The sequence below is a fragment of the Pseudotamlana agarivorans genome (genome assembly GCF_001642835.1).
Classification (GTDB): Bacteria; Bacteroidota; Bacteroidia; order Flavobacteriales; family Flavobacteriaceae; genus Pseudotamlana; species Pseudotamlana agarivorans.
Genome location: NZ_LXEI01000001.1, coordinates 719,766 through 739,085, shown reverse-complemented (window position 1 = coordinate 739,085; position 19,320 = coordinate 719,766). Strand labels below are relative to the sequence as shown.

General features: G+C 36.0%; 19 protein-coding genes. 8 read left to right on the top strand and 11 right to left on the bottom strand.

Annotated elements, in window-relative coordinates; genetic code table 11:
* Positions 1 to 115: 115 nt before the first annotated feature.
* Positions 116 to 724: a superoxide dismutase family protein gene (locus A6I66_RS03085; RefSeq protein WP_067145633.1), complete on the top strand. Its 609-nt coding sequence runs from the start codon at positions 116 to 118 to the stop codon at positions 722 to 724.
* Between the two features lie 262 nt (positions 725 to 986).
* Here A6I66_RS03085 and A6I66_RS03080 read toward each other — a convergent pair whose 3' ends face one another.
* Both A6I66_RS03080 and A6I66_RS03075 read right to left on the bottom strand, forming a co-directional pair.
* The gene (locus tag A6I66_RS03080; RefSeq protein WP_067145416.1) at positions 987 to 1,226 is read right to left on the bottom strand and encodes a hypothetical protein; all 240 of its coding nucleotides are present in this window, start codon (positions 1,224 to 1,226) and stop codon (positions 987 to 989) included.
* Between the two features lie 275 nt (positions 1,227 to 1,501).
* The gene (locus A6I66_RS03075; RefSeq protein WP_067145414.1) at positions 1,502 to 3,889 is read right to left on the bottom strand and encodes an arylsulfatase; all 2,388 of its coding nucleotides are present in this window, start codon (positions 3,887 to 3,889) and stop codon (positions 1,502 to 1,504) included.
* Between the two features lie 272 nt (positions 3,890 to 4,161).
* Between A6I66_RS03075 and A6I66_RS03070 the strand changes: the two genes are divergently transcribed.
* Complete coding sequence (locus tag A6I66_RS03070; protein ID WP_067145412.1) at positions 4,162 to 4,929, top strand: M90 family metallopeptidase; 768 nt, start codon at positions 4,162 to 4,164, stop codon at positions 4,927 to 4,929.
* Between the two features lie 44 nt (positions 4,930 to 4,973).
* Here the strand turns inward: A6I66_RS03070 and A6I66_RS03065 are convergent, their stop codons facing one another.
* The 6 genes from A6I66_RS03065 to A6I66_RS03040 form a co-directional block, all read right to left on the bottom strand.
* Positions 4,974 to 5,885: an ABC transporter ATP-binding protein gene (locus tag A6I66_RS03065; RefSeq protein WP_067145410.1), complete on the bottom strand. Its 912-nt coding sequence runs from the start codon at positions 5,883 to 5,885 to the stop codon at positions 4,974 to 4,976.
* 133 nt (positions 5,886 to 6,018) lie between these two features.
* A complete protein-coding gene (locus A6I66_RS03060; RefSeq protein WP_245683418.1) occupies positions 6,019 to 8,115 on the bottom strand; it encodes a prolyl oligopeptidase family serine peptidase in 2,097 nt (698 codons plus the stop codon).
* A gap of 269 nt (positions 8,116 to 8,384) precedes the next feature.
* The gene (locus A6I66_RS03055) at positions 8,385 to 9,374 is read right to left on the bottom strand and encodes an aspartate-semialdehyde dehydrogenase (protein ID WP_067145406.1); all 990 of its coding nucleotides are present in this window, start codon (positions 9,372 to 9,374) and stop codon (positions 8,385 to 8,387) included.
* A 146-nt stretch (positions 9,375 to 9,520) separates the two neighbouring features.
* Positions 9,521 to 9,922 carry a large conductance mechanosensitive channel protein MscL gene (mscL, locus tag A6I66_RS03050; protein WP_067145404.1) on the bottom strand — a complete coding sequence of 134 codons (402 nt, stop codon included), beginning with the start codon at positions 9,920 to 9,922 and terminating at the stop codon, positions 9,521 to 9,523.
* Positions 9,923 to 10,050: 128 nt separating this feature from the next.
* Positions 10,051 to 11,160 carry an alanine racemase gene (gene alr / locus A6I66_RS03045; protein WP_067145402.1) on the bottom strand — a complete coding sequence of 370 codons (1,110 nt, stop codon included), beginning with the start codon at positions 11,158 to 11,160 and terminating at the stop codon, positions 10,051 to 10,053.
* Positions 11,153 to 11,800, bottom strand: coding sequence for a thymidine kinase (locus A6I66_RS03040; RefSeq protein WP_067145400.1), 648 nt, complete (start codon positions 11,798 to 11,800; stop codon positions 11,153 to 11,155). The genes alr and A6I66_RS03040 overlap by 8 nt, the downstream gene beginning before the upstream one ends.
* A 107-nt stretch (positions 11,801 to 11,907) precedes the next feature.
* Between A6I66_RS03040 and A6I66_RS03035 the strand changes: the two genes are divergently transcribed.
* The 4 genes from A6I66_RS03035 (at position 11,908) to A6I66_RS03020 (ending at position 14,879) form a co-directional block, all read left to right on the top strand.
* The gene (locus tag A6I66_RS03035) at positions 11,908 to 12,708 is read left to right on the top strand and encodes a hypothetical protein (RefSeq protein WP_067145397.1); all 801 of its coding nucleotides are present in this window, start codon (positions 11,908 to 11,910) and stop codon (positions 12,706 to 12,708) included.
* A 36-nt stretch (positions 12,709 to 12,744) separates the two neighbouring features.
* Entirely contained in the window at positions 12,745 to 13,416 is a 672-nt protein-coding gene (gene rsmI / locus A6I66_RS03030) for a 16S rRNA (cytidine(1402)-2'-O)-methyltransferase (RefSeq protein WP_067145396.1), read from the top strand.
* A gap of 34 nt (positions 13,417 to 13,450) precedes the next feature.
* A complete protein-coding gene (locus tag A6I66_RS03025; protein ID WP_067145394.1) occupies positions 13,451 to 13,795 on the top strand; it encodes a HopJ type III effector protein in 345 nt (114 codons plus the stop codon).
* A gap of 514 nt (positions 13,796 to 14,309) precedes the next feature.
* Positions 14,310 to 14,879, top strand: a complete 570-nt coding sequence (locus tag A6I66_RS03020) for a uracil-DNA glycosylase family protein (protein WP_067145392.1) — start codon at positions 14,310 to 14,312, stop codon at positions 14,877 to 14,879.
* Here A6I66_RS03020 and A6I66_RS03015 read toward each other — a convergent pair.
* From A6I66_RS03015 to A6I66_RS03005, 3 genes are all read right to left on the bottom strand, one after another.
* Positions 14,876 to 15,073 (bottom strand): helix-turn-helix transcriptional regulator, encoded by a 198-nt coding sequence (locus A6I66_RS03015; protein ID WP_067145390.1) that lies wholly within the window; start codon positions 15,071 to 15,073, stop codon positions 14,876 to 14,878. The genes A6I66_RS03020 and A6I66_RS03015 overlap by 4 nt on opposite strands.
* Entirely contained in the window at positions 15,073 to 15,528 is a 456-nt protein-coding gene (locus tag A6I66_RS03010) for a hypothetical protein (protein WP_067145388.1), read from the bottom strand. Before A6I66_RS03010 ends, A6I66_RS03015 begins: the two co-directional genes overlap by 1 nt.
* Positions 15,529 to 15,640: 112 nt before the next feature.
* Positions 15,641 to 16,258, bottom strand: coding sequence for an HPP family protein (locus A6I66_RS03005; protein WP_067145386.1), 618 nt, complete (start codon positions 16,256 to 16,258; stop codon positions 15,641 to 15,643).
* A gap of 317 nt (positions 16,259 to 16,575) precedes the next feature.
* Between A6I66_RS03005 and A6I66_RS03000 the strand changes: the two genes are divergently transcribed.
* Together A6I66_RS03000 and recJ are read left to right on the top strand one after the other, a co-directional pair.
* The gene (locus A6I66_RS03000; RefSeq protein WP_067145384.1) at positions 16,576 to 16,998 is read left to right on the top strand and encodes an OsmC family protein; all 423 of its coding nucleotides are present in this window, start codon (positions 16,576 to 16,578) and stop codon (positions 16,996 to 16,998) included.
* A 156-nt stretch (positions 16,999 to 17,154) separates the two neighbouring features.
* Positions 17,155 to 18,846, top strand: coding sequence for a single-stranded-DNA-specific exonuclease RecJ (gene recJ, locus A6I66_RS02995; protein ID WP_067145382.1), 1,692 nt, complete (start codon positions 17,155 to 17,157; stop codon positions 18,844 to 18,846).
* Positions 18,847 to 19,320: the final 474 nt, after the last annotated feature.

Sequence of the window (19,320 nt, the reverse complement as noted above, 5' to 3'; positions counted from 1 at the left end):
AGTTAACTTTTTATGTTTTTCCACCAATCTCCGTGGTATTGATTCCATAATTTTATAGTTATACGCTCGTCATCTATTTATGAGGACTGCTTTTAAACTATTAAAAATCAATATTATGAAAATTAAGAAACTATTGGTTATTGCTATATGCATCATAGGTATGATGTCTTGCAATAACAAAAAGAAGGAAAACAATTCGATGTCAGATCCTAACTATTCATCAGAGGTTGAAAACGATATGGAACATAATAAACCAGCTACTAAAGCAGAGGTGCCACAGATTAAGGTTGATATAGCCTCTAAAAGTGGTAGTCAGGTGTCAGGTACTATAGTTTTTACAGAAATTAATAATACTGTAAAGATGATGGCAGAATTTGAAGGTTTAAAACCAAACACCGTTCATGCACTACATTTACATGAGACTTCCGATTGTTCTGCTCATGATGCCAAATCCACAGGAGGGCATTGGAATCCAACAAATACAAAGCACGGTAAATGGGGAGATGTTCAAGGATATCATCGCGGTGACATTGGTAATTTTACAGCCGATGAAAATGGAAAAGCTACCATTAATTTTGAAACAGACGAATGGTGTATTTCTTGTCAAGACACAACGAGAACCATTAATGGTCGTGGAATCATAATTCACGAAGGTAAGGATGATTATAAAACACAACCCACAGGAGATGCAGGTGCTAGAATTGCATGTGGTGCTGTTATGTAATAAGGTGTTCGTATATGGTGTTGTAGCACCCCGTAGGATGCTATGCACTATATACATTTTAAGTTTACCATTTATTAAATAATCAGAATGAACAAAAGAGATAATTAAGATTAGTATGCACGATGAAGCTTTAGACTTCGACCAATTGATAATCCTCTCTCTTTATCTATTATAAGTTTGTTCAGTTCTGTGAGGCCTAGATCTCAATGTTGTGTTTTCGTGCTTTATTTTCAAGTGTTATTCCAACTCTAGTTGATTTCATTTACAGCCCAATTTTTTTTGGTGGATATTTTTTAAATGTTGCTGCATGTGATTTTAACTGTGCACCTAGTGAAGCTAACCATGCGTTCCTGCGGTGGCCTACGGGCATTTCTTCTTTTGGGTCTATGTATAAATTGAATAGCCAAGGTGCTAGGCCAACATCCTGAATAGTTGCATAGTCAATCCACATGTGTGGTGCTTGTGGGATAATGACTTTAATGTGTTCTTTGTATTCTCTCATCCGAATGCCCGCTTCGAAGTTTTCTTTGGCTTTTCTAGACCGGTTAAAATTTTGAGTCTAAATATCATCTGTCGTTACAAAAGATATAATACTAAGTAATAAAAGTGAGTTTGTAATTTTTATTTTATTAAAAGTTTTATTTAGTTTAAAATCATATATTTAGGAGCAACTCCTGTAACACCTGTTGGTCTCCATAGTGTATCCCCATCACCTTGTGCAAATGAAAGTTGTAAACTAAACAACAAAATAACAGTTGCAATAATAATTGTTTACATTTACAATAATTTGATATGAACAGAATTGATTATTCCATTAAATTTAAATGGTGCTCTTTCAATATAATCGAAAGAAACAGACGACCCTAAATCAACACCAATATCTAATGTTTCACTCGCCGAAAATGCAAGAGGTGCTGTACCCAAAGTGGTCATTACACCAATTTCCTTACCATCTACTTTTAAAGTGATCGTGGCTGGTTGTCCTGGCTTATTATCTTTAATCTTTGTGGTAATTTCAAATTGATGCTTACCCTTGCCAATTTTATTTTTGCTGCTCAGTTTGAATTGATGGATAATCATCAAATTGTATTCGTATTTTAAATAGCCATTATCCATATAACAAGTTAATCCACCACCACTACCACCAAGTGCATATAATACACCACTTTGGTTTTCTTTTATCTCTAAGTCGATTACCACGGTATTACTTTTTTTACCAAGACCTGGAGCCGCAAATTCGGGCATTCGGGTGGTGTTTTGGTTGAATGTCCATTCCGTATAAGGTGACGTAATTACATCTTCAGGATGCAGTCTTAACCAAATACCCGCACCAATAGGGAAATCTTTATTGGCCTTTGCTTCTTTTAAAAATAGTTCTTTTAGTTCAGCTAGTTTTTCTGGGTATTTGGTTGAAAGATCATGTGCTTGTGAGAAATCTTTAGTCAAATCATATAATTGCCAAACATCATTATCTGAGTTCCACTTATCCAATCCTTTTTGGGCGGAAACCCAAGGATATAGTGGGCCAAAGGTGCTAGCAAACCACCCTTCATGATAGATTCCACGACTACCATTATTGTCAAAAAATTGTGTCTTTTTTAAATTTTCTGCATTAGAGTCAGAAAATGTTTTCGCAAAACTTTTTCCATCCATTTGGTCTTGTTCAAATCCGTTAACCACTTTAGGGTGTGGTATACCAATAACATCATAAAGTGTAGGAACAATGTCATTTACGTGTAAAAATTGGTTACGAATGGCCTTGTCAGGTTTAATTCCTTTTGGCCAGGAAATCACCATTGGGTTTCGTGTTCCTCCAAAATGTGCAGCAACCAACTTTGTGCTCCTAAACGGCGTGCTTCCTGCCCATGCCCAGCCGGAGTGGTACATGTTTTCTGTCTTCTTGGTTCCCAAAGCATCTAGTCCGCCAATTTTGTCTAAAGCAGCTATTTGTTGTTGAACTGTATTAGGTATCTGATTTTGGGCAAGCACCTCACTGATACTCCCGTTTTGTCCTTCGGCACTAGAACCGTTATCACCAAAAATATAAATTACGATGGTGTTATCTTTGTAACCCATAGCATCCATACCATCTATTAGCTTACCAACTTGTACATCCGTATGTTCTACAAAACCAGCAAAAACTTCCATTAAGCGCAATTGAAACTCTTTTTCGTCTTCAGGAATATCATCCCATGCCGTTATTGTGGGATCCCTTTGTGTTAACTCGGTCCCTTCAGGTATTATCCCCTTTGCTAATTGACGTTCAAAAACTTTTTTTCTGTATTCATCCCACCCGCCATTAAACTTATTTTTGTATTTCTCCGACCATTCTTTAAATATGTGATGCGGGCCATGAGCAGCTCCTGGAGCCCAGTACATGAAGAATGGTTTATCTGGCGAATAGGCTTTGAGCTCTCCCAACCACTTAAGACCTTGCTCTGCCATATCTTCTGTTAAATGATAAGTAGGGTCATGGGGAGGTTCAATGGCATTATAATTCTCGAATAAACGTGGTTCATATTGGGAGGTCTCTCCCGCTAAGAACCCATAGAAATATTCAAATCCATAGCCATTTGGCCAAAAGTCTTTTGGTCCCATAGATGTAGTTTGGTTGGCTGGTGAATTATGCCATTTTCCAAAGGCAGCAGTATGATAACCATAGTTTTTAAGTACTTCGGCTACGGTAGCTGAAGTTTTTGGGATTACGCCTGTATACCCATCAAAATTAACAGCCCGTTCTGCAATAGTGCCAGATGATACTCTTGTATGGTTTCTTCCTGTTAGCAAAGCGGCTCGAGTAGGCGAACAGATTGAAGTAGTATGGAATCGGTTATACATAATTCCTTCGTTTGCCAGTTTTGTAAGCGTAGGTGTGGCTACCTCCCCGCCAAATGTTTCTGAAACTCCAAAACCAACATCATCTATCAAAACAATAAGAACGTTAGGAGCATCATCAGCCAGATGTTTGTTTTCTGGCCATGGAGCTAATTTGCTTTCCGCCAAGGTTTGGCTTGTTTTGCTTTCGGAAGCAATTCTTGGAAAAGGGAGAATACTCCCATCTTGCTTATGCTGGTTTTCTGAAAGTTCAGGATTTTTTTGAGGATTACATCCTGTTATCACTATTCCTAAACTAAGAATAGCTATTAAGTGGTTTTTAAATTTCATACTAGTCCATATTAAGTATTTCCAATTTCTAAAGTTAAGGAAAAAATAGCACTGTTGTTTTTCAGTGTTTGTCTGTTTGTCGACAAAAACCATAAATGCTATTTATTCGGTCGGCTTTTTCAGCATGAAACATAACATTAGCCTATTATCTAAATAATTTTAAAGACAGGGTCAGGTTAACAATAACTTGACCCTATTTTTGTGTTATTAATTTAAAATTTTAATACACTAGCCTTATTTTATTTTAACTTGTCGTTTTTTTAAAGTTATCTATGTTTTACGCTATTTCATTTTTATGCTTGATTGCTATAGTCATTTTTGCTTTCCGTTTGTTAAAATCAAAAAAGCCTGACACTTTTCCAGAGGGATGGAAACAGCTTTTAATGGAGCATGTTGCTTTTTATAAGGCCTTAACACCTAAACAGCAAAAGGTTTTCGAAAATCGCATCATGATTTTTCTAAATGAAGTTAATGTTGAGGCTGTTGAATTTGAGTTAGAGGACTTAGATCGATTGTTAGTAGGGGCAAGTGCTGTTATTCCTGTATTCGGATTTCCAGAATGGCATTATACCAATTTGAGTGGTGTTATTTTATATCCGGATAATTTTAATGCCGATTACGAATTTGGGCATAAAAACGAGCACCGAAATATTATGGGCATGGTTGGTACAGGCCGATTAGAAAAGCAAATGATACTTTCTAGGAAGGCTTTACATCACGGATTTTCTAATGCGAATGATAAGAGTAATACTGCTATACATGAGTTTGTACATCTCATAGATAAAATGGATGGTGCTACCGATGGTGTTCCAGAGTATATTATGAAACACAGTTACAGTATTCCTTGGCTTAATCTTATTCATAAAGAAATGGAAGCCATACATAAAAACAAATCGGATATAAGAAGTTATGGAGGAACAAATCAAGCGGAATTTTTTGCCGTAGCTTCCGAGTATTTCTTTGAAAATCCTAAGCTCATGGAAAAGAAGCATCCCGAATTATACCGTATGCTTCAAATGTGTTTTCATACTAAAAATTGAAACTAGGTGCTTTCAGTTACCTTTCGTTTTTTCTTTAGATAATCTTATTTATTCACCACAAGATATACCTCATCAGAAGCCATTAAGGCCTTATGATGCTCAAAAAATATAGTTTGACCTTTTAAATCGGCTTCCACCAAATAGAAATGTCCCTTGTAATAGGCGCGTTTAACAGTAGCTTTTAGATTGGAATGATTTACCACTTGCAATTGATGGGCATAGACTAAATCACCTTCAATAGTATTAAATTCCCCAAAAAAAGAGGCAATTAAGGGTGTTTTAGGGCTTTTATATAATTTTTCAGGGGTATTGTGCTCTAAGATTTTATGATCGCTTAAAACGATCATTTGATCGGCAAAACCTAGCACGTCTTCTTTGTCATGAGTGGCTACAATGCAGCTGATGTTTTTTTTCTTTAGATATTCAAAAACATTCCGTCTTAAACTTTGCTTTTTGAAATTATCAATATGGCTAAAAGGTTCATCTAAAAGCATGATTTCGGGCTGTTTTGCTAAAGCCCGCGCTATGGCTACCCGCTGTTTTTGTCCGCCACTTAATAGTTTTACTTTGGTTTTTGCGAAGGCTGTAAGTTCTACCACTTCAAGAAGTTCGGCAGTGCGTTCTTTTTTTTCTTCAGGAAAGAAATTAGATAAGAATTTACCAATATTTTCGGCTACCGAGGTAAAGGGCATCAAATCGAATTCTTGTGCCACATATTTCATGAAATCGTAGCCAACTACCAAGTTGAATTTGGGTCCTAGAATTTCGTCTTCCTTCCAAAAAATATGTCCGCCATCCAAATCATATTCGCCATACAACAGTTTTAAAAGAGTGCTTTTTCCGCAACCACTTTCTCCAATAATGGCTAAGTTTTCACCCGGTTTTACCTGAAAAGATATATTGGTTAATACAGGTTTTTTATGATAAGAAAAAGTAAGTTGATCAACGCGTAGCATATGGAAGAAGTCCTAATAATTAAGACGATAAAAATCGTTTTAGGTTTTAAAATTATACAAGGATAGTTAAAATAAATGAGCCAAATCCTCTAATTTAGAATTTGGCTCAAAGGTATTATTTATATAAACATGTTTATATTTTATTCGGTAAGCTTTTAAATTTCATATTGTCTAATGTAAAGCCAAAAATATCGGCATATTGCTCAATAGTTTTACTAATAGGTGTTCCAGCACCATGGCCCGCATCGGTTTCAATACGAATTAAAACGGGATGTTTTCCAACTTGTTTGGCTTGTAAAGCAGCAGCAAATTTAAAACTATGTGAAGGAACAACGCGGTCGTCATGATCGCCAGTTGTAATTAGAGTTGCAGGATATTCAAAGCCTTTTTTCACGTTGTGAACAGGTGAATATTTTTTAAGGTATTCGAACATCTCTTTACTGTCTTCTGCAGTCCCATAATCATAGGCCCAACCGGCACCAGCTGTAAAGGTGTGGTATCTTAGCATATCTAAAACACCAACTGCTGGTAACGCGACTTGCATAAGATCTGGGCGTTGTGTTAGGGTCGCTCCAACAAGTAAACCACCATTTGATCCACCTCTTACTGCTAAGAACTTTGAAGACGTGTAGTTGTTTTTAATTAAGTATTCGCCAGCAGCTATAAAATCGTCAAATACATTTTGTTTTTGCATTTTTGTTCCAGCATCGTGCCATACTTTTCCGTATTCGCCTCCACCACGTAGGTTAGGTACGGCATAGATACCACCTTGCTCCATCCATACAACATTAGGAACACTAAAGGTTGGAGTTAAACTGATGTTGAAACCACCATAAGCATAAAGCATCGTTGGGTTTTTACCGTTTAACTCTAAGCCTTTCTTATAGGTAATCATCATTGGAATTTTAGTACCATCCTTTGAGGTATAAAATACTTGGTGACTTTCGTAATCGTTGCTATTAAAATCGATAGCAGGTTTCCAGTATAATGCGGTTTCACCAGTTTCAAGGTCTAAGGTGTAGATGCTTGATGGTGTGTTATAGTTTGTAAATGAAAAGTAATCGATTTTTTCATTTTTTTTACTACCAAATCCACTTGCGGTTCCTAATCCAGGTAACTTAATTTCCCTTATTAATTCGCCTTTAAAATTGTACTGTTTTACCTTGGATAGCGCATCTACCATATAGTGTGCTAAAATGTATTTCCCACTCGTAGAAGGTGATAACACGTGCTCTGTTTCAGGAATTAAATCTACCCAGTATTCTGGTGAAGGATTTGAGGCATCAACAGTTACAATTTTTTTGTTTGGTGCGTTTAAATTCGTTGCTAAGAATAATGTACTCCCATTGTTTTTCAAAACATCTGTATCGCTATCAGTATGATTTAAAATGGTAACATAAGGGCTGTTAGGTTTGGTTAAATCTTTAATAAAAAGTTTGTTTCCTGAGGTAGAAATACTCGCCGAAATAATTAGATATTTGTTATCTTCAGTAACATCCGCCATGATATAACGGTGTTTTTCTTCAGGAGTGCCACCAAATATTAAAAGGTCCTCTTTTTGAGGGGTGCCTAATTTATGATAATATACTTTGTGCTGATCGGTTTTAGCTGAAAGCTCACTACCTTTTGGTTTATCGTAACTGGAATAGTAAAAACCTTCATTTTTGAACCATGACATTCCAGAAAATTTAATATCTACAAGTGTGTCTTCAATGATTTCTTTGTTTTCAGTATTCATTAAAATGACTTTTCTCCAGTCGCTTCCGCCTTCAGAAATAGAGTAAGCCAAAATTTTTCCATTTTCAGAAAAACTAAGTCCGCCAAGGGAAGTTGTACCATCTTTAGAGAAGGTGTTGGGGTCTAAAAAAACTTCAGCTTCATCATTGCCTTTTTTTCTGTAAATCACATTTTGGTTTTGTAAACCATTGTTTTTAGAAAAATAGGTATAATCACCTTCCTTAAACGGGGCGCCTACTTTTTCGTAGTTCCATAATTCTGAGAGTCTTTGTTTTAAGGTGTCTCTGTACGGAATTTTATTTAGATAATCGAAAGTAGCCTTGTTTTCTGCCACCACCCAGGCTTCGGTTTCGGGACTTCTATCGTCCTCTAGCCAGCGATAAGGATCTTTAACTTTCACACCAAAGTAGGTGTCTACGGTATCAACTTTTTTTGTTTCAGGGTACTCAGCAATTATAATGTGAGATTTTTTTGCTTCTTGTTTACAGGCCATAAATAGAATTAGAAATAAGACGGAACATGCGAATTTATACATAATTTTCTGCTTTTTTTAAGTTGTCAAAAATATAGAAAACTTAAAAGAATCAAGGAGTTATAACTAGCAAAAAGGCTTAAGGAAAAGTTAAAACTGCAGTGAGTTCGCGTACTTGAAATTTACGTTTTACTAATGAAAATGTTTGTGGAAAAGCGATGTAATTATTCGATACAAAAAAACTCCTACAGGTGTTGCAGGAGTTTTTTAAAAGTATAAAGTTATTGGTATTAAACCAATCCGTTTTTAATTAAGTATTCAGCAATCTGAATGGTGTTAGTCGCCGCACCTTTTCTAAGGTTATCGGCTACAATCCACATATTAAGGGTGTTTTCTTGTGATTCGTCACGTCTAATACGACCTACAAAAACCTCATCTTTATCATGCGCATAAATTGGCATTGGGTAGGTGTTTGTGCTGGTATTATCTTGAACTACGACACCTGGAGTTTCACTTAACAGTTTACGAACATCAGCTAAATCGAAATCCTTCTCGAATTGTACGTTAACTGATTCTGAATGTCCGCCAGCTGTTGGTATTCTAACGGCTGTTGCAGAAACTGCAAAGCTGTTATCACTCAATATTTTTTGAGGTTCTTTAGCTAATTTCATTTCCTCTTTGGTGTACCCATTTTCTAAGAAAACATCACAATGTGGCAAGGCGTTTCTTCCAATAGGGTAAGGGTAAGCCATTTCACCATCGATACCTGCAATTTCGTTTTCTAGTTGTTTAACAGCTTTTACACCTGTTCCAGAAACCGATTGGTAAGTGGATATTACAACACGTTTCATGTTGTAGGCTTTATGTAAAGGTGCCAGAGCCATTACTAATTGAATTGTAGAACAATTTGGATTGGCAATAATTTTATCTTCTTTAGTTAATTCACCTGCATTAATTTCTGGTACTACCAATTTTTTAGTAGGATCCATACGCCAAGCAGAAGAATTATCAACTACTGTGGTTCCTGCTTCAGCAAATTTAGGAGCCCATTCTAAAGACGTGTCGCCTCCTGCCGAAAACAAGGCAATATCTGGGCGCATTGAAACCGCGGTTTCTAATCCAACAACTTTATAATCGTTTCCTTTGTAGCTTATTGTTTTACCTACCGAACGTTCTGAGGCAACAGGAATTAATTCTGTTACTGGAAAATTACGTTCTGCAAGAACTTTTAACATCACTTCGCCTACCATACCAGTGGCACCAACTACTGCAACTTTCATAATAAATAAATTTTCTATTTATATTAAATTTCTGAGAGGCAAAACTAAGTATTAATTCTATTTATAATTCTAAAAAAAGCCCTCATTTTCTGAAAATGAGGGCTTTTTAACAAGAAATAACACAATGTTATATATTTAACAAATAATTATTTTTTTAACAAATCTCTAATTTGGACAAGTAATTCTTCTTGAGTTGGTCCTTTTGGTGGTTCTGGAGCTGGCCCTTCTTTTCTCTTCATTTTATTAACCGCTTTTACAACCATAAACATCACGAAAGCCACAATGATAAAGTCAATAACATTGGTTAAAAATGCACCCCAAAGTACAGATACTTCGCCTTCTACAACGCCTTCAGCATTAGTAACGCCTTCAGTAATTACGTATTTGAGATCTTTGAAATCCGATTGGAAAATTAATCCGATTAATGGAGAAACAATGCCTCCTGTAAAAGAGGTGACCACTTCTTTAAAGGCGGCACCCATAACGAAACCAACAGCAATGTCGACCAAATTGCCTTTCATGGCAAATTCTTTAAATTCTTTTAGCATATTTTTAAATTTTGGTTAAGCGAACTGATTTAGACTTTTACCATTTGCTAAAAAATAATTTTCGTTTAAACGTAAAAGTTTACATCAGTTCAGTTCTAAAAATAGTAAAAAGAATGTAACTAATTGGTTTAATGGTTGGTAAAAATACGCATAACCCGTTGCGAGATGTGTGTAATTAACTCGTAGGAAATGGTGTTGGCTGCTTCGGCAAGATTTTCGGCAGTCGGCGATTCTCCAAAAACAATCACTTCATCACCTTCGTGACAATCAATATGGGTAACGTCTACCATAATCATGTCCATACAAACATTTCCAATTATGGGAGCTTTTTGGCCATGTATGGTTACAAAACCTTTACCATGTCCATAATGCCTACCAATGCCATCGGCGTGACCAATAGGCAGGGTTGCCGATCTTAAGGTTTCGGTAGCTTTGAAGCCGCGATTGTAGCCAATGGATTCGCCTTCAATAATATTATGAATTTGAGAAATAACCGTTTTTAAAGTACCAATGGGTCTAAAATTAGGATTTTCCTTTTCGGAATTTCCAAAACCATACAATCCGATTCCAGATCGTACCATGTCGAAATGCGCCTCGGGATAGTTTAAAATGCCCGACGTATTGCAAATATGTTTTAATGGTTTTAGGCCGGTTTCTTTAGTGAAATTTTCAGCGATGTTATTAAAATCTTCAATTTGGTTTAGGGTGAAGGTTTTTTCGTTTAAATCTTCACTGGCTGCCAAATGAGAAAGTATAGAAACCGCTTCTAAAGTTTTGGTTTCACTCAAGGTTTTTGCAATCATTTTAACATCGGTATGCCAAAACCCTAATCGGTTTAAACCCGTATTAAACTTGAGATGAACGGGATATTTTTCAATATTTTTTTCAGAAAGTGCGGCAACAAATTCTTTTAATATTTTTTCGTTGTACAAACTCGGTTCTAAACGGTTTTCAACTAACATATCAAAATTTACAATTTGTGGATGCAAGACTAAAATAGGTGCTTTTACTCCAGCTTTTCGAAGGGCTACACCTTCTTCAATATAGGCCACTGCAAAATAATCAACCTGTAATTTTTCTAAAAAAAGGGCTATTTCGCAAGAGTCATTTCCGTAGGCATAAGCCTTCACTACGGCTATAAATTTCGTTTGAGGTTTTAATTTCGATTTTAAGTAGTCAAAATTATGCTGAAGTGCTTTAAGGTTTATTTCGAGCACAGTCTCTTGTGCTTTAGGCATCGTCTTGATTTTTTTTATTGTTTAATTCTTCAGCATCATTCACCTTCATATTTCTTACTTTATCACGCATCATGGCTTTGTAGTATGCCGCACGACTTAAAGGTTCGTATTCATTAACTTCGCCTAATAAAACCAAGCTATCATTTTTGTTTTTTCGGTAACTGTACTGGGCTAAATTGCCTGTTTTTGTACAAACCGCATGTACTTTAGTGACGTATTCGGCAGTAGCCATTAAATTGGGCATCGGTCCAAAAGGATTGCCTTTAAAATCCATGTCCAAACCAGCTACAATAACGCGCACGCCTTTGTTAGCGAGATCATTGCAAATGCGTACAATTTCATCATCAAAAAATTGAGCTTCATCGATACCAACCACATCACAACCGTCGGCTAAAATGGGAATGTTGGCAGCAGCAGGAACAGGGGTTGATCGAATTTCGTTAGCATCATGAGAAACGACCTTATCTTCATCATAACGAATATCTAAAGCAGGTTTAAAAATTTCTACTTTTTGTCTGGCAATTTGAGCGCGTTTTAATCGGCGTATAAGTTCTTCGGTCTTTCCGGAAAACATGGAACCACAGATCACTTCAATCCAGCCAAATTGTTCTTTATGATTTACTGTATTTTCGAGAAACATTTTGTAATTTTAACACTAAAACAAAGGAAATATTCATTTGCATAAAGGTGGCGCAAATTTATTAAAAATCAAAAGCCCTCAGGGTAATAATTAAAAAATTATAAACAATGAAGAAGAAGTTAGAATCGGATCTTGTTAGCATTGCACATAGAATTCTTAAACTGAAAGGGAAAGAGGATGTGGTTAAATTACAAGCTGAAGCAGGGGCTTTGTATGAAGCACTAACCGTACTAAAATTTGCTGAGGAAAATTTTGATGGTGAATTACCTAAAATTGGTAGCGATTCTTCCTTTTTTGGAATGTTAGACAGTGCGTTTAATAATAAGGTGAGTGATAATATTGAAGTTGAAGATAAGATATACGTTAATTTTGACGATGCTAATCGTGACGTTATCACCGAGCCCGCCATGGCTAAAATAAAGGATATGTTACAGCATATGCCTGAAACTCCAGATCCTGTAGAGCCGGTTTTTGAGAGGCCTACCCCTGAAGAACCCGTTCAGCCCATAGAACCTGATAAGCCCGTAGAATCTGTTAAACCTGTTGAGCCACCGGTTAGAAAAGATGATTTCGACGATTTGACAGCTGGTTTTAAAGACATGCCTATTTTTGAACCTGTTTCTAAAGCTTCAAACGGGATGTCTCATGGAAAAAAATCTTTGAATGACCGATTAAAAGTTGGTGGGTTTAAAATTGGTTTAAACGAAAAAATTGGTTTTATAAAACATTTGTTTGACGGTAAACATGAAGATTACGATCGTGTGATTTCGCAATTAAATACGATCGACTCTTGGGATAATGCTATGAATTTTATTCAGAATATGGTGAAGCCTGACTACAACAACTGGGAGGGGAAAGAAGAATTTGAAGAACGTTTTATAGAAATTATCGAAGCTAAGTTTAATTAAGTTTACTTTTAAAAGTTACAATTTCTACCTTTGCGTATGAGTAAACTTTACCTTGTACCTACACCCATTGGGAATTTAAAGGATATGACTTTTAGAGCTGTTGAGGTTTTAAAAGATGTCGATTTAATTTTAGCTGAAGACACGCGTACTTCGGGAAAACTCCTAAAACATTTTGAAATTTCAACCCACATGCAGTCGCATCACATGCATAACGAGCATAAAACGGTTGAAAATATCATTCAAAAATTAAAAGCCGGTACTACGGTTGCGTTAATTAGTGATGCCGGTACACCAGCCATTTCAGATCCTGGGTTTTTATTGTCAAGAGCTTGTATTGAAAACGGTATTGCTGTAGAATGTTTACCAGGAGCAACTGCCTTTGTTCCAGCGTTAGTAAACTCTGGTTTGCCTAATGATAAATTTGTTTTTGAAGGTTTTTTACCGGTTAAAAAAGGGCGCCAAACACGGTTATTGCTTTTAGCTGAAGAATCCAGAACCTTAATTTTTTACGAGAGTCCGCATAAATTGGTCAAAACGCTTGCTCATTTTTGCGAATATTTTGGAGAAGATCGTATCGTTTCGGTTTCAAGAGAGTTAACCAAAATGTTTGAAGAAACCGTTAGAGGGACGGCCAAAGAAGTTTTAGAACATTATACCAATAAACCACCAAAAGGCGAAATTGTTATTGTTGTGGATGGGAAAAAATAAAATCAGCTAGACGATATAAATAAAAAATTACAAAATGAACATAGAAACATTTAAAGAAAAATTACAAAATAATCCAAAGTCTATTGTGTTTGCAGATACCATGAGTGTAATTGAAGAGCTTTATGATTTTACACCCACAGCTTTTATAAATGGTGCTTTAAAAAATGCTGAAGGCGAAAATTCTGGATCTTGCAAACTGTTTGCTTTTGCTCAAAAACAAGGCTTTACAAAAGAAGAAACTTTAGCTTGTTTTGGTCAGTTTTACTTTGAAGATGTTCTTGAAGACCCAAACGGAACAGGGCACCAAAACATTAGAAACTTTATGAAAACCGGTTTTGAAGGTTTAATTTTTGACGGTGTCGCTTTAGTCGCTAAATAGAATGTTTTTACTTCAATGATGAGAATTATTTGTAAATAATTTGAATTATCATTGTTATTATTACTCAGAGATTCACAGAGGCACACAGAGCATCACGGAGTCCTTTATCACGGGTAAATGTTGTCCGAAAGCAATTTGTGTAAATTCGTGAAATTTGTGTGAATGCTATTTTATTTAATTTTATAGTGCGTTTGTTACTCTGTGCCTCTCTGTGAAACTTCGTGTATCTCAGTGTAAAAATTACTTGGCAGATATTTACTTTCCATTATCAGGAGAGTGGTCTTGTGTCCGTAAGATTAAGAAAGCGTCCAATAAAAATATTACTCAGAGATTCACAGAGACACACAGAGCTTCTCGGAGTCTTTCATCACGGATAATTTAGTTATTTTTATAATGCGTTTGTTACTCTGTGCCTCTCAGTGAAACTTTGTGTATCTCAGTGTAAAAAAATAACATGGAACTTATTCGCGTCCCGCAATCGCGACCCTAAGTGTAAGAAGCTAATAACAATCGAATGGAACAACTCCTTCAAAACATAAAACAATGCAGGATTTGTGAAGCCCATTTACCACTTGGAGCGCGGCCCGTTGTATCTGCGCACCCAGATGCTAAAATCGTGATTATAGGACAAGCTCCAGGAACCAAAGTACATGATTCGGGAATTCCTTGGGATGACGCGAGCGGAAATCAGCTACGAAAATGGTTAGATGTTTCGGTTGAAGATTTCTACGATGCCACTAAATTTGCCATCATCCCCATGGGTTTTTGCTACCCCGGAAAAGGCAAGTCGGGCGATTTACCGCCGCGGAAAGAATGCGCTCCAGAATGGCATGAATTGCTTTTTGATGAACTTAAACAGGTAGAGCTCATCTTGTTAATTGGAGCCTATGCTCAAAAGTATTACCTCGGCAAATCAGCAAAGAAAACCCTCACCGAAACGGTTAAAAATTATAACGACTATTTGCCTAGATTTTTACCTCTACCACATCCATCGCCACGAAACCGGTTTTGGCTTATAAAAAATAAATGGTTTGATGTGGAGGTGTTGCCAACACTTCAAGCTCGTATAAAGGAGCTTATCTAAGCTTCTTCAATATCAAATAAATACTCTACAGTCACCTTAAAAAAACGCGCCATTTTAATAGCTAAAGTTACCGAAGGATTAAATTTATTGTTTTCAATAGCATGAATAGTTTGTCTGGAAACACCTAGTTTTTCTGCTAGATCAGCTTGCGTTAAATCGTGTCTTGCTCTTTCTACTTTAATCAGGTTTTTCATTAATAAATACGTTTTTTAATGAAAAATATAATTAAGAATAACATCATAAAACCAGATATAAAATAATCTATAGATAGTTTTAAGTCTTTAAAAAACGCATATATCATAATTGAAAATACTAAAAATATCACGATAGTAAGCTGGTAAGACTCTAATCGTAACATGCTAATATAATCATCTTCAATTTTTTCTTTTGATAGCATATAAATAAGTAATCCTATAATATTTAATACATTAAATAGGTGAAGGGTATTTTGTTCGAAATAGTTTGTAATTATTTCAGGTTTGGTCATACCGGGTTGGATATCCTGATAGGTTTTGGTCGCTTCTATCCGGCAGTTTATGCTGTCATTTAAGCCATCAATAAATCCTTCAACGGCACTTGGGATTGCAAATATTAGGAAAACAAGAACACCTACTTTTTTACACCAATTTGGTAATATTTGTATATTCATATTCTATTATTTTTATACAAATGTATATAATACTTTACATTATATCAAAAATAAATTACTTTTTGTTCATTGTCTTTAAAAGTTATGGAGCTTGTTTTAAAGGTGTTATAACTTAAGCCGCATTTTTCTTGTTGTGCGATTTTAAAGGAATAATAGCTTTTTTAATGGTTTTTGGCAGTTTACTTTTAGCAGGGTATTGCCTTTTAGCGTCTAGGTTATTAATTAAAAAAGCGACAAAAAGCAGTATGATGATACCCGATAAAACTGGAGAAAATAGGTATAAATACCCTAAAGATTTTATTTTTTCTGTGCCAATAACCGCTATTAAAGCTGTAGCACCACCTGGAGGGTGAAGGGTTTTAGTGTATTGCATCACCATAATAGATAAGGCGACTGCTAAAGGCGCACTAAACCATATGGGGTCGGGACACAGCTTATAAACCGTTACCCCAATAAATGCACTAATTAAATGTCCGCCAATTAAATTTCTGGGTTGTGCAAGCGGACTGTCGATTGCGCCATATAGTAAAACACAGGTTGCACCAAAGGAGCCTATTAATGAAATGTTCTCTATAGGCAATAAGTATTTACTTTGAATAAATCCTATTGCAGAAATTCCAATAAACGACCCTAAAAAAGACCACAGTGATTCTCTATAATCTACTAGTGTTTCTTTGTGTAATATGTATTTTATAATTCTATAATAACGCTTTAATTTTTGTTTAAACATTAAATATACTTTTGCGTTGCAAAGATATAAATTGAAATCTAAGTGATATCAAAAAATATTTTTAACACACTGTGCTATTGTTTCTTGAACACGAACTTGTTTATGTTTATTTAATAGTGAACTGATTTATACATTTTTCATTTGCTAAAAAATTGCCTTTTTCTACCCATTTTTCACCTTTTTTTCTTCCGTAGCTCGGCTATGGAACTCAAAAAATCTTTCAAATGGTCAAAAGATGTCTAATTTTCGCTTAAACGCAAAAAGTTCAAATGAGTTCAGTATTTTTGGAGATTCATACTAATTATAACATTTACACTATGGGAGTTCAAGTTTCTACCAAATGGTTAGGGGAGATGCGATTTGAAAGCACAAACCCTTCCGGACATAATTTATTTATTGATGCAGGCGAAGAAAATGGCGGTAAAGGCGAAGGTTACAGACCAAAAGCTTTAATGCTTTCTGGTTTAGCAGGATGTTCTGGTCTGGACGTGGCTTCACTCATTAAAAAAATGAAGTTACAGGTGGATGATTTTAAAGTGGATATTGATGCGAATCTTACCGATACCGACCCTAAAATTTACGATAAGGTCACTATGGCGTTTCACTTTTATGGTGCCGAGCTCAATGAAAAAAAATTACAAAGAGCGGTTGATTTATCTATTGAAAAATATTGCGGTGTTATGGAAATGTTTCGCCAATTCGCCGAGCTTGATGTGCAAACGCATTTTCATAAAAAATAAGGTTTAATTCACCCGTTTTGTGCTTTTTTTTTGAAGACATGAAAATTCGCATCATCTTCAATTGAAGATGATGTGGAGGATTAACATTCTTCAGATGGTACCATAGAGTTGAATGAGAACTCAATACCTATTAACTTGTAATTTTCAAACCAAAATATGCGTTGGACTTTAAAGCCAATTCCACCCTCAGAAAAGGTTAAATCCTTAGCAAATACCCTTCAAATCGATCCTGTTTTGGCCAGTTTATTGGTTCAGCGTGGGATTGAAACCTACGATCAGGCCAAACAATTTTTTCGTCCGAGTTTTAAAGATCTTCATGATCCGTTTTTAATGAAAGACATGGATAAGGCTGTGGCACGAATAGAAAAGGCCTTTGAAAATAATGAGAATATATTGGTTTATGGCGATTATGATGTCGATGGTACTACCTCGGTAGCCTTAATGGCGTCGTACTTAAAAACCAAACACGAACAGGTTTATACCTATATCCCCGATCGCTACGACGAAGGTTATGGCGTGTCGTATAAAGGGATTGAGTTTGCGCATGAAAACGATTTCACTTTAATCATTGCTTTAGACTGTGGTATAAAGGCCATAGAAAAGGTGGCGCATGCCAAATCATTAGGGGTCGATTTCATTATTTGTGATCACCACAGACCTGGTGATGAAATTCCAGATGCTGTCGCCGTTTTAGATCCAAAACGCGAAGATTGCAACTACCCGTATAAGGAATTATGTGGTTGTGGTGTGGGTTTTAAACTCATTCAAGCTTTAGCGTCTCAGGAAGGAAAAACAGCAGAAGATTTAACCGAGTATTTAGACCTTGTAGCCACGGCTATAGGAGCCGATATTGTCCCTATTGACGGGGAAAACAGAGCGCTTGCCTATTTTGGTTTGCAGGTGGTAAATAACACCCCTAGACCAGGTATCCAAGCCATTTTAAAACAGGTTCATAAAACCGAATTTACCATAACGGATGTGGTCTTTATTGTAGCGCCTAGAATTAATGCCGCTGGCCGAATGAAACACGGTAATTATGCCGTGACTTTGTTAATGGAAACCGATAAAAAAGCAGCCGAAGCTTACGCTGAAGACATTAATAATTACAATTTAGACCGTCGTGAGACCGATAAGCAAATTACCCAGGAAGCGCTTCAACAAATCGAGGATCACAATGAGCAAGATCGTCTAACTACCGTAGTATATCACGAAAGTTGGCATAAAGGGGTTATTGGTATTGTGGCTTCGCGATTAACCGAAACCTATTACCGACCTACTTTAGTGTTTACCAAAAGTGGCGATAAATTAGCAGCATCAGCACGGTCGGTTAAAGGATTTGATGTTTACAATGCCTTGGAAGCCTGCCAGGAACACATCGAACAGTTTGGAGGACATAAATATGCAGCGGGTTTAACTTTAGCTGAAGAAAATTATGAGGCTTTTAAACAGGCTTTTGAAGTTGAGGTTTCTAAAACCATCGACAGAAACCTTTTAACGCCCGAAATTCAAATTGATGCACAAATTAATTTGGAACAGATTACCCCAAAATTTTACCGCATTTTAAAGCAGTTCGCGCCTTACGGACCCAGTAATATGTCGCCCGTATTTATGACTGAAAACCTTGTAGACACAGGCTACGGAAAATGTGTTGGCACCGATGAAACCCATTTACGATTAACGGTAAAACAACCGCCATCGCCATCTCAAATGGTGTGTATTGGTTTTGGTTTGGGTGAAAAATTAGCCTTAACAACCGAAGGAAAACTATTTTCGGCCATTTATTCTATTGATGAAAATGAGTGGCAAGGGAATGTTTCGTTACAGTTGAAATTGCGGGATGTTAAATAGTGTTGTTTGATAGAAAAGATTATTCATTGTTTTTGAGTATACAGAAAGATAGCTTCGCTTTTAATGTATTTGCTTAAACTTTTGTAGTTGAAAGATGGTCTTGTTTTCAAAATGTGGACATGGCCTATCGAAGGTTTATCGTAAAATTTGAAGTGAAAACACCTTAAAAATTTTAGGCTGTTTGAGCTTAATGAATTTTCTCGCTAACTATAAACTTTCAAAGCGAGTTCCTAAAATTTAGGTGTCGAGCGATAAATTTAGATAAAGCTTCGTAAGTCTAGATTTTTTTGGTTCGTTTTTTTATCAATGAAAAAAATGAACATCATTATGTTTTAGAATGATAACGTTTATAACTTATAAAACAACCAGGCTTTTTAGATTTCACCAAAAAACTTAAATAAGCCAATTTGTTATTTTAAATTTGAATCGAAAACTAAAATTATCTACTACAACATTTTAAAATCTTGTAGGTGT

Bases quoted from the DNA above. Each gene is read 5' to 3' on its own strand.
- A6I66_RS03085 (WP_067145633.1), top strand. From the start codon at position 116: ATGAAAATTAAGAAACTATTGGTTATTGCTATATGCATCATAGGTATG.
- A6I66_RS03080 (WP_067145416.1), bottom strand. From the start codon at position 1,226: ATGAGAGAATACAAAGAACACATTAAAGTCATTATCCCACAAGCACCA.
- A6I66_RS03075 (WP_067145414.1), bottom strand. From the start codon at position 3,889: ATGAAATTTAAAAACCACTTAATAGCTATTCTTAGTTTAGGAATAGTG.
- A6I66_RS03070 (WP_067145412.1), top strand. From the start codon at position 4,162: ATGTTTTACGCTATTTCATTTTTATGCTTGATTGCTATAGTCATTTTT.
- A6I66_RS03065 (WP_067145410.1), bottom strand. From the start codon at position 5,885: ATGCTACGCGTTGATCAACTTACTTTTTCTTATCATAAAAAACCTGTA.
- A6I66_RS03060 (WP_245683418.1), bottom strand. From the start codon at position 8,115: ATGGCCTGTAAACAAGAAGCAAAAAAATCTCACATTATAATTGCTGAG.
- A6I66_RS03055 (WP_067145406.1), bottom strand. From the start codon at position 9,374: ATGAAAGTTGCAGTAGTTGGTGCCACTGGTATGGTAGGCGAAGTGATG.
- mscL (WP_067145404.1), bottom strand. From the start codon at position 9,922: ATGCTAAAAGAATTTAAAGAATTTGCCATGAAAGGCAATTTGGTCGAC.
- alr (WP_067145402.1), bottom strand. From the start codon at position 11,160: ATGCCTAAAGCACAAGAGACTGTGCTCGAAATAAACCTTAAAGCACTT.
- A6I66_RS03040 (WP_067145400.1), bottom strand. From the start codon at position 11,800: ATGTTTCTCGAAAATACAGTAAATCATAAAGAACAATTTGGCTGGATT.
- A6I66_RS03035 (WP_067145397.1), top strand. From the start codon at position 11,908: ATGAAGAAGAAGTTAGAATCGGATCTTGTTAGCATTGCACATAGAATT.
- rsmI (WP_067145396.1), top strand. From the start codon at position 12,745: ATGAGTAAACTTTACCTTGTACCTACACCCATTGGGAATTTAAAGGAT.
- A6I66_RS03025 (WP_067145394.1), top strand. From the start codon at position 13,451: ATGAACATAGAAACATTTAAAGAAAAATTACAAAATAATCCAAAGTCT.
- A6I66_RS03020 (WP_067145392.1), top strand. From the start codon at position 14,310: ATGGAACAACTCCTTCAAAACATAAAACAATGCAGGATTTGTGAAGCC.
- A6I66_RS03015 (WP_067145390.1), bottom strand. From the start codon at position 15,073: ATGAAAAACCTGATTAAAGTAGAAAGAGCAAGACACGATTTAACGCAA.
- A6I66_RS03010 (WP_067145388.1), bottom strand. From the start codon at position 15,528: ATGAATATACAAATATTACCAAATTGGTGTAAAAAAGTAGGTGTTCTT.
- A6I66_RS03005 (WP_067145386.1), bottom strand. From the start codon at position 16,258: ATGTTTAAACAAAAATTAAAGCGTTATTATAGAATTATAAAATACATA.
- A6I66_RS03000 (WP_067145384.1), top strand. From the start codon at position 16,576: ATGGGAGTTCAAGTTTCTACCAAATGGTTAGGGGAGATGCGATTTGAA.
- recJ (WP_067145382.1), top strand. From the start codon at position 17,155: ATGCGTTGGACTTTAAAGCCAATTCCACCCTCAGAAAAGGTTAAATCC.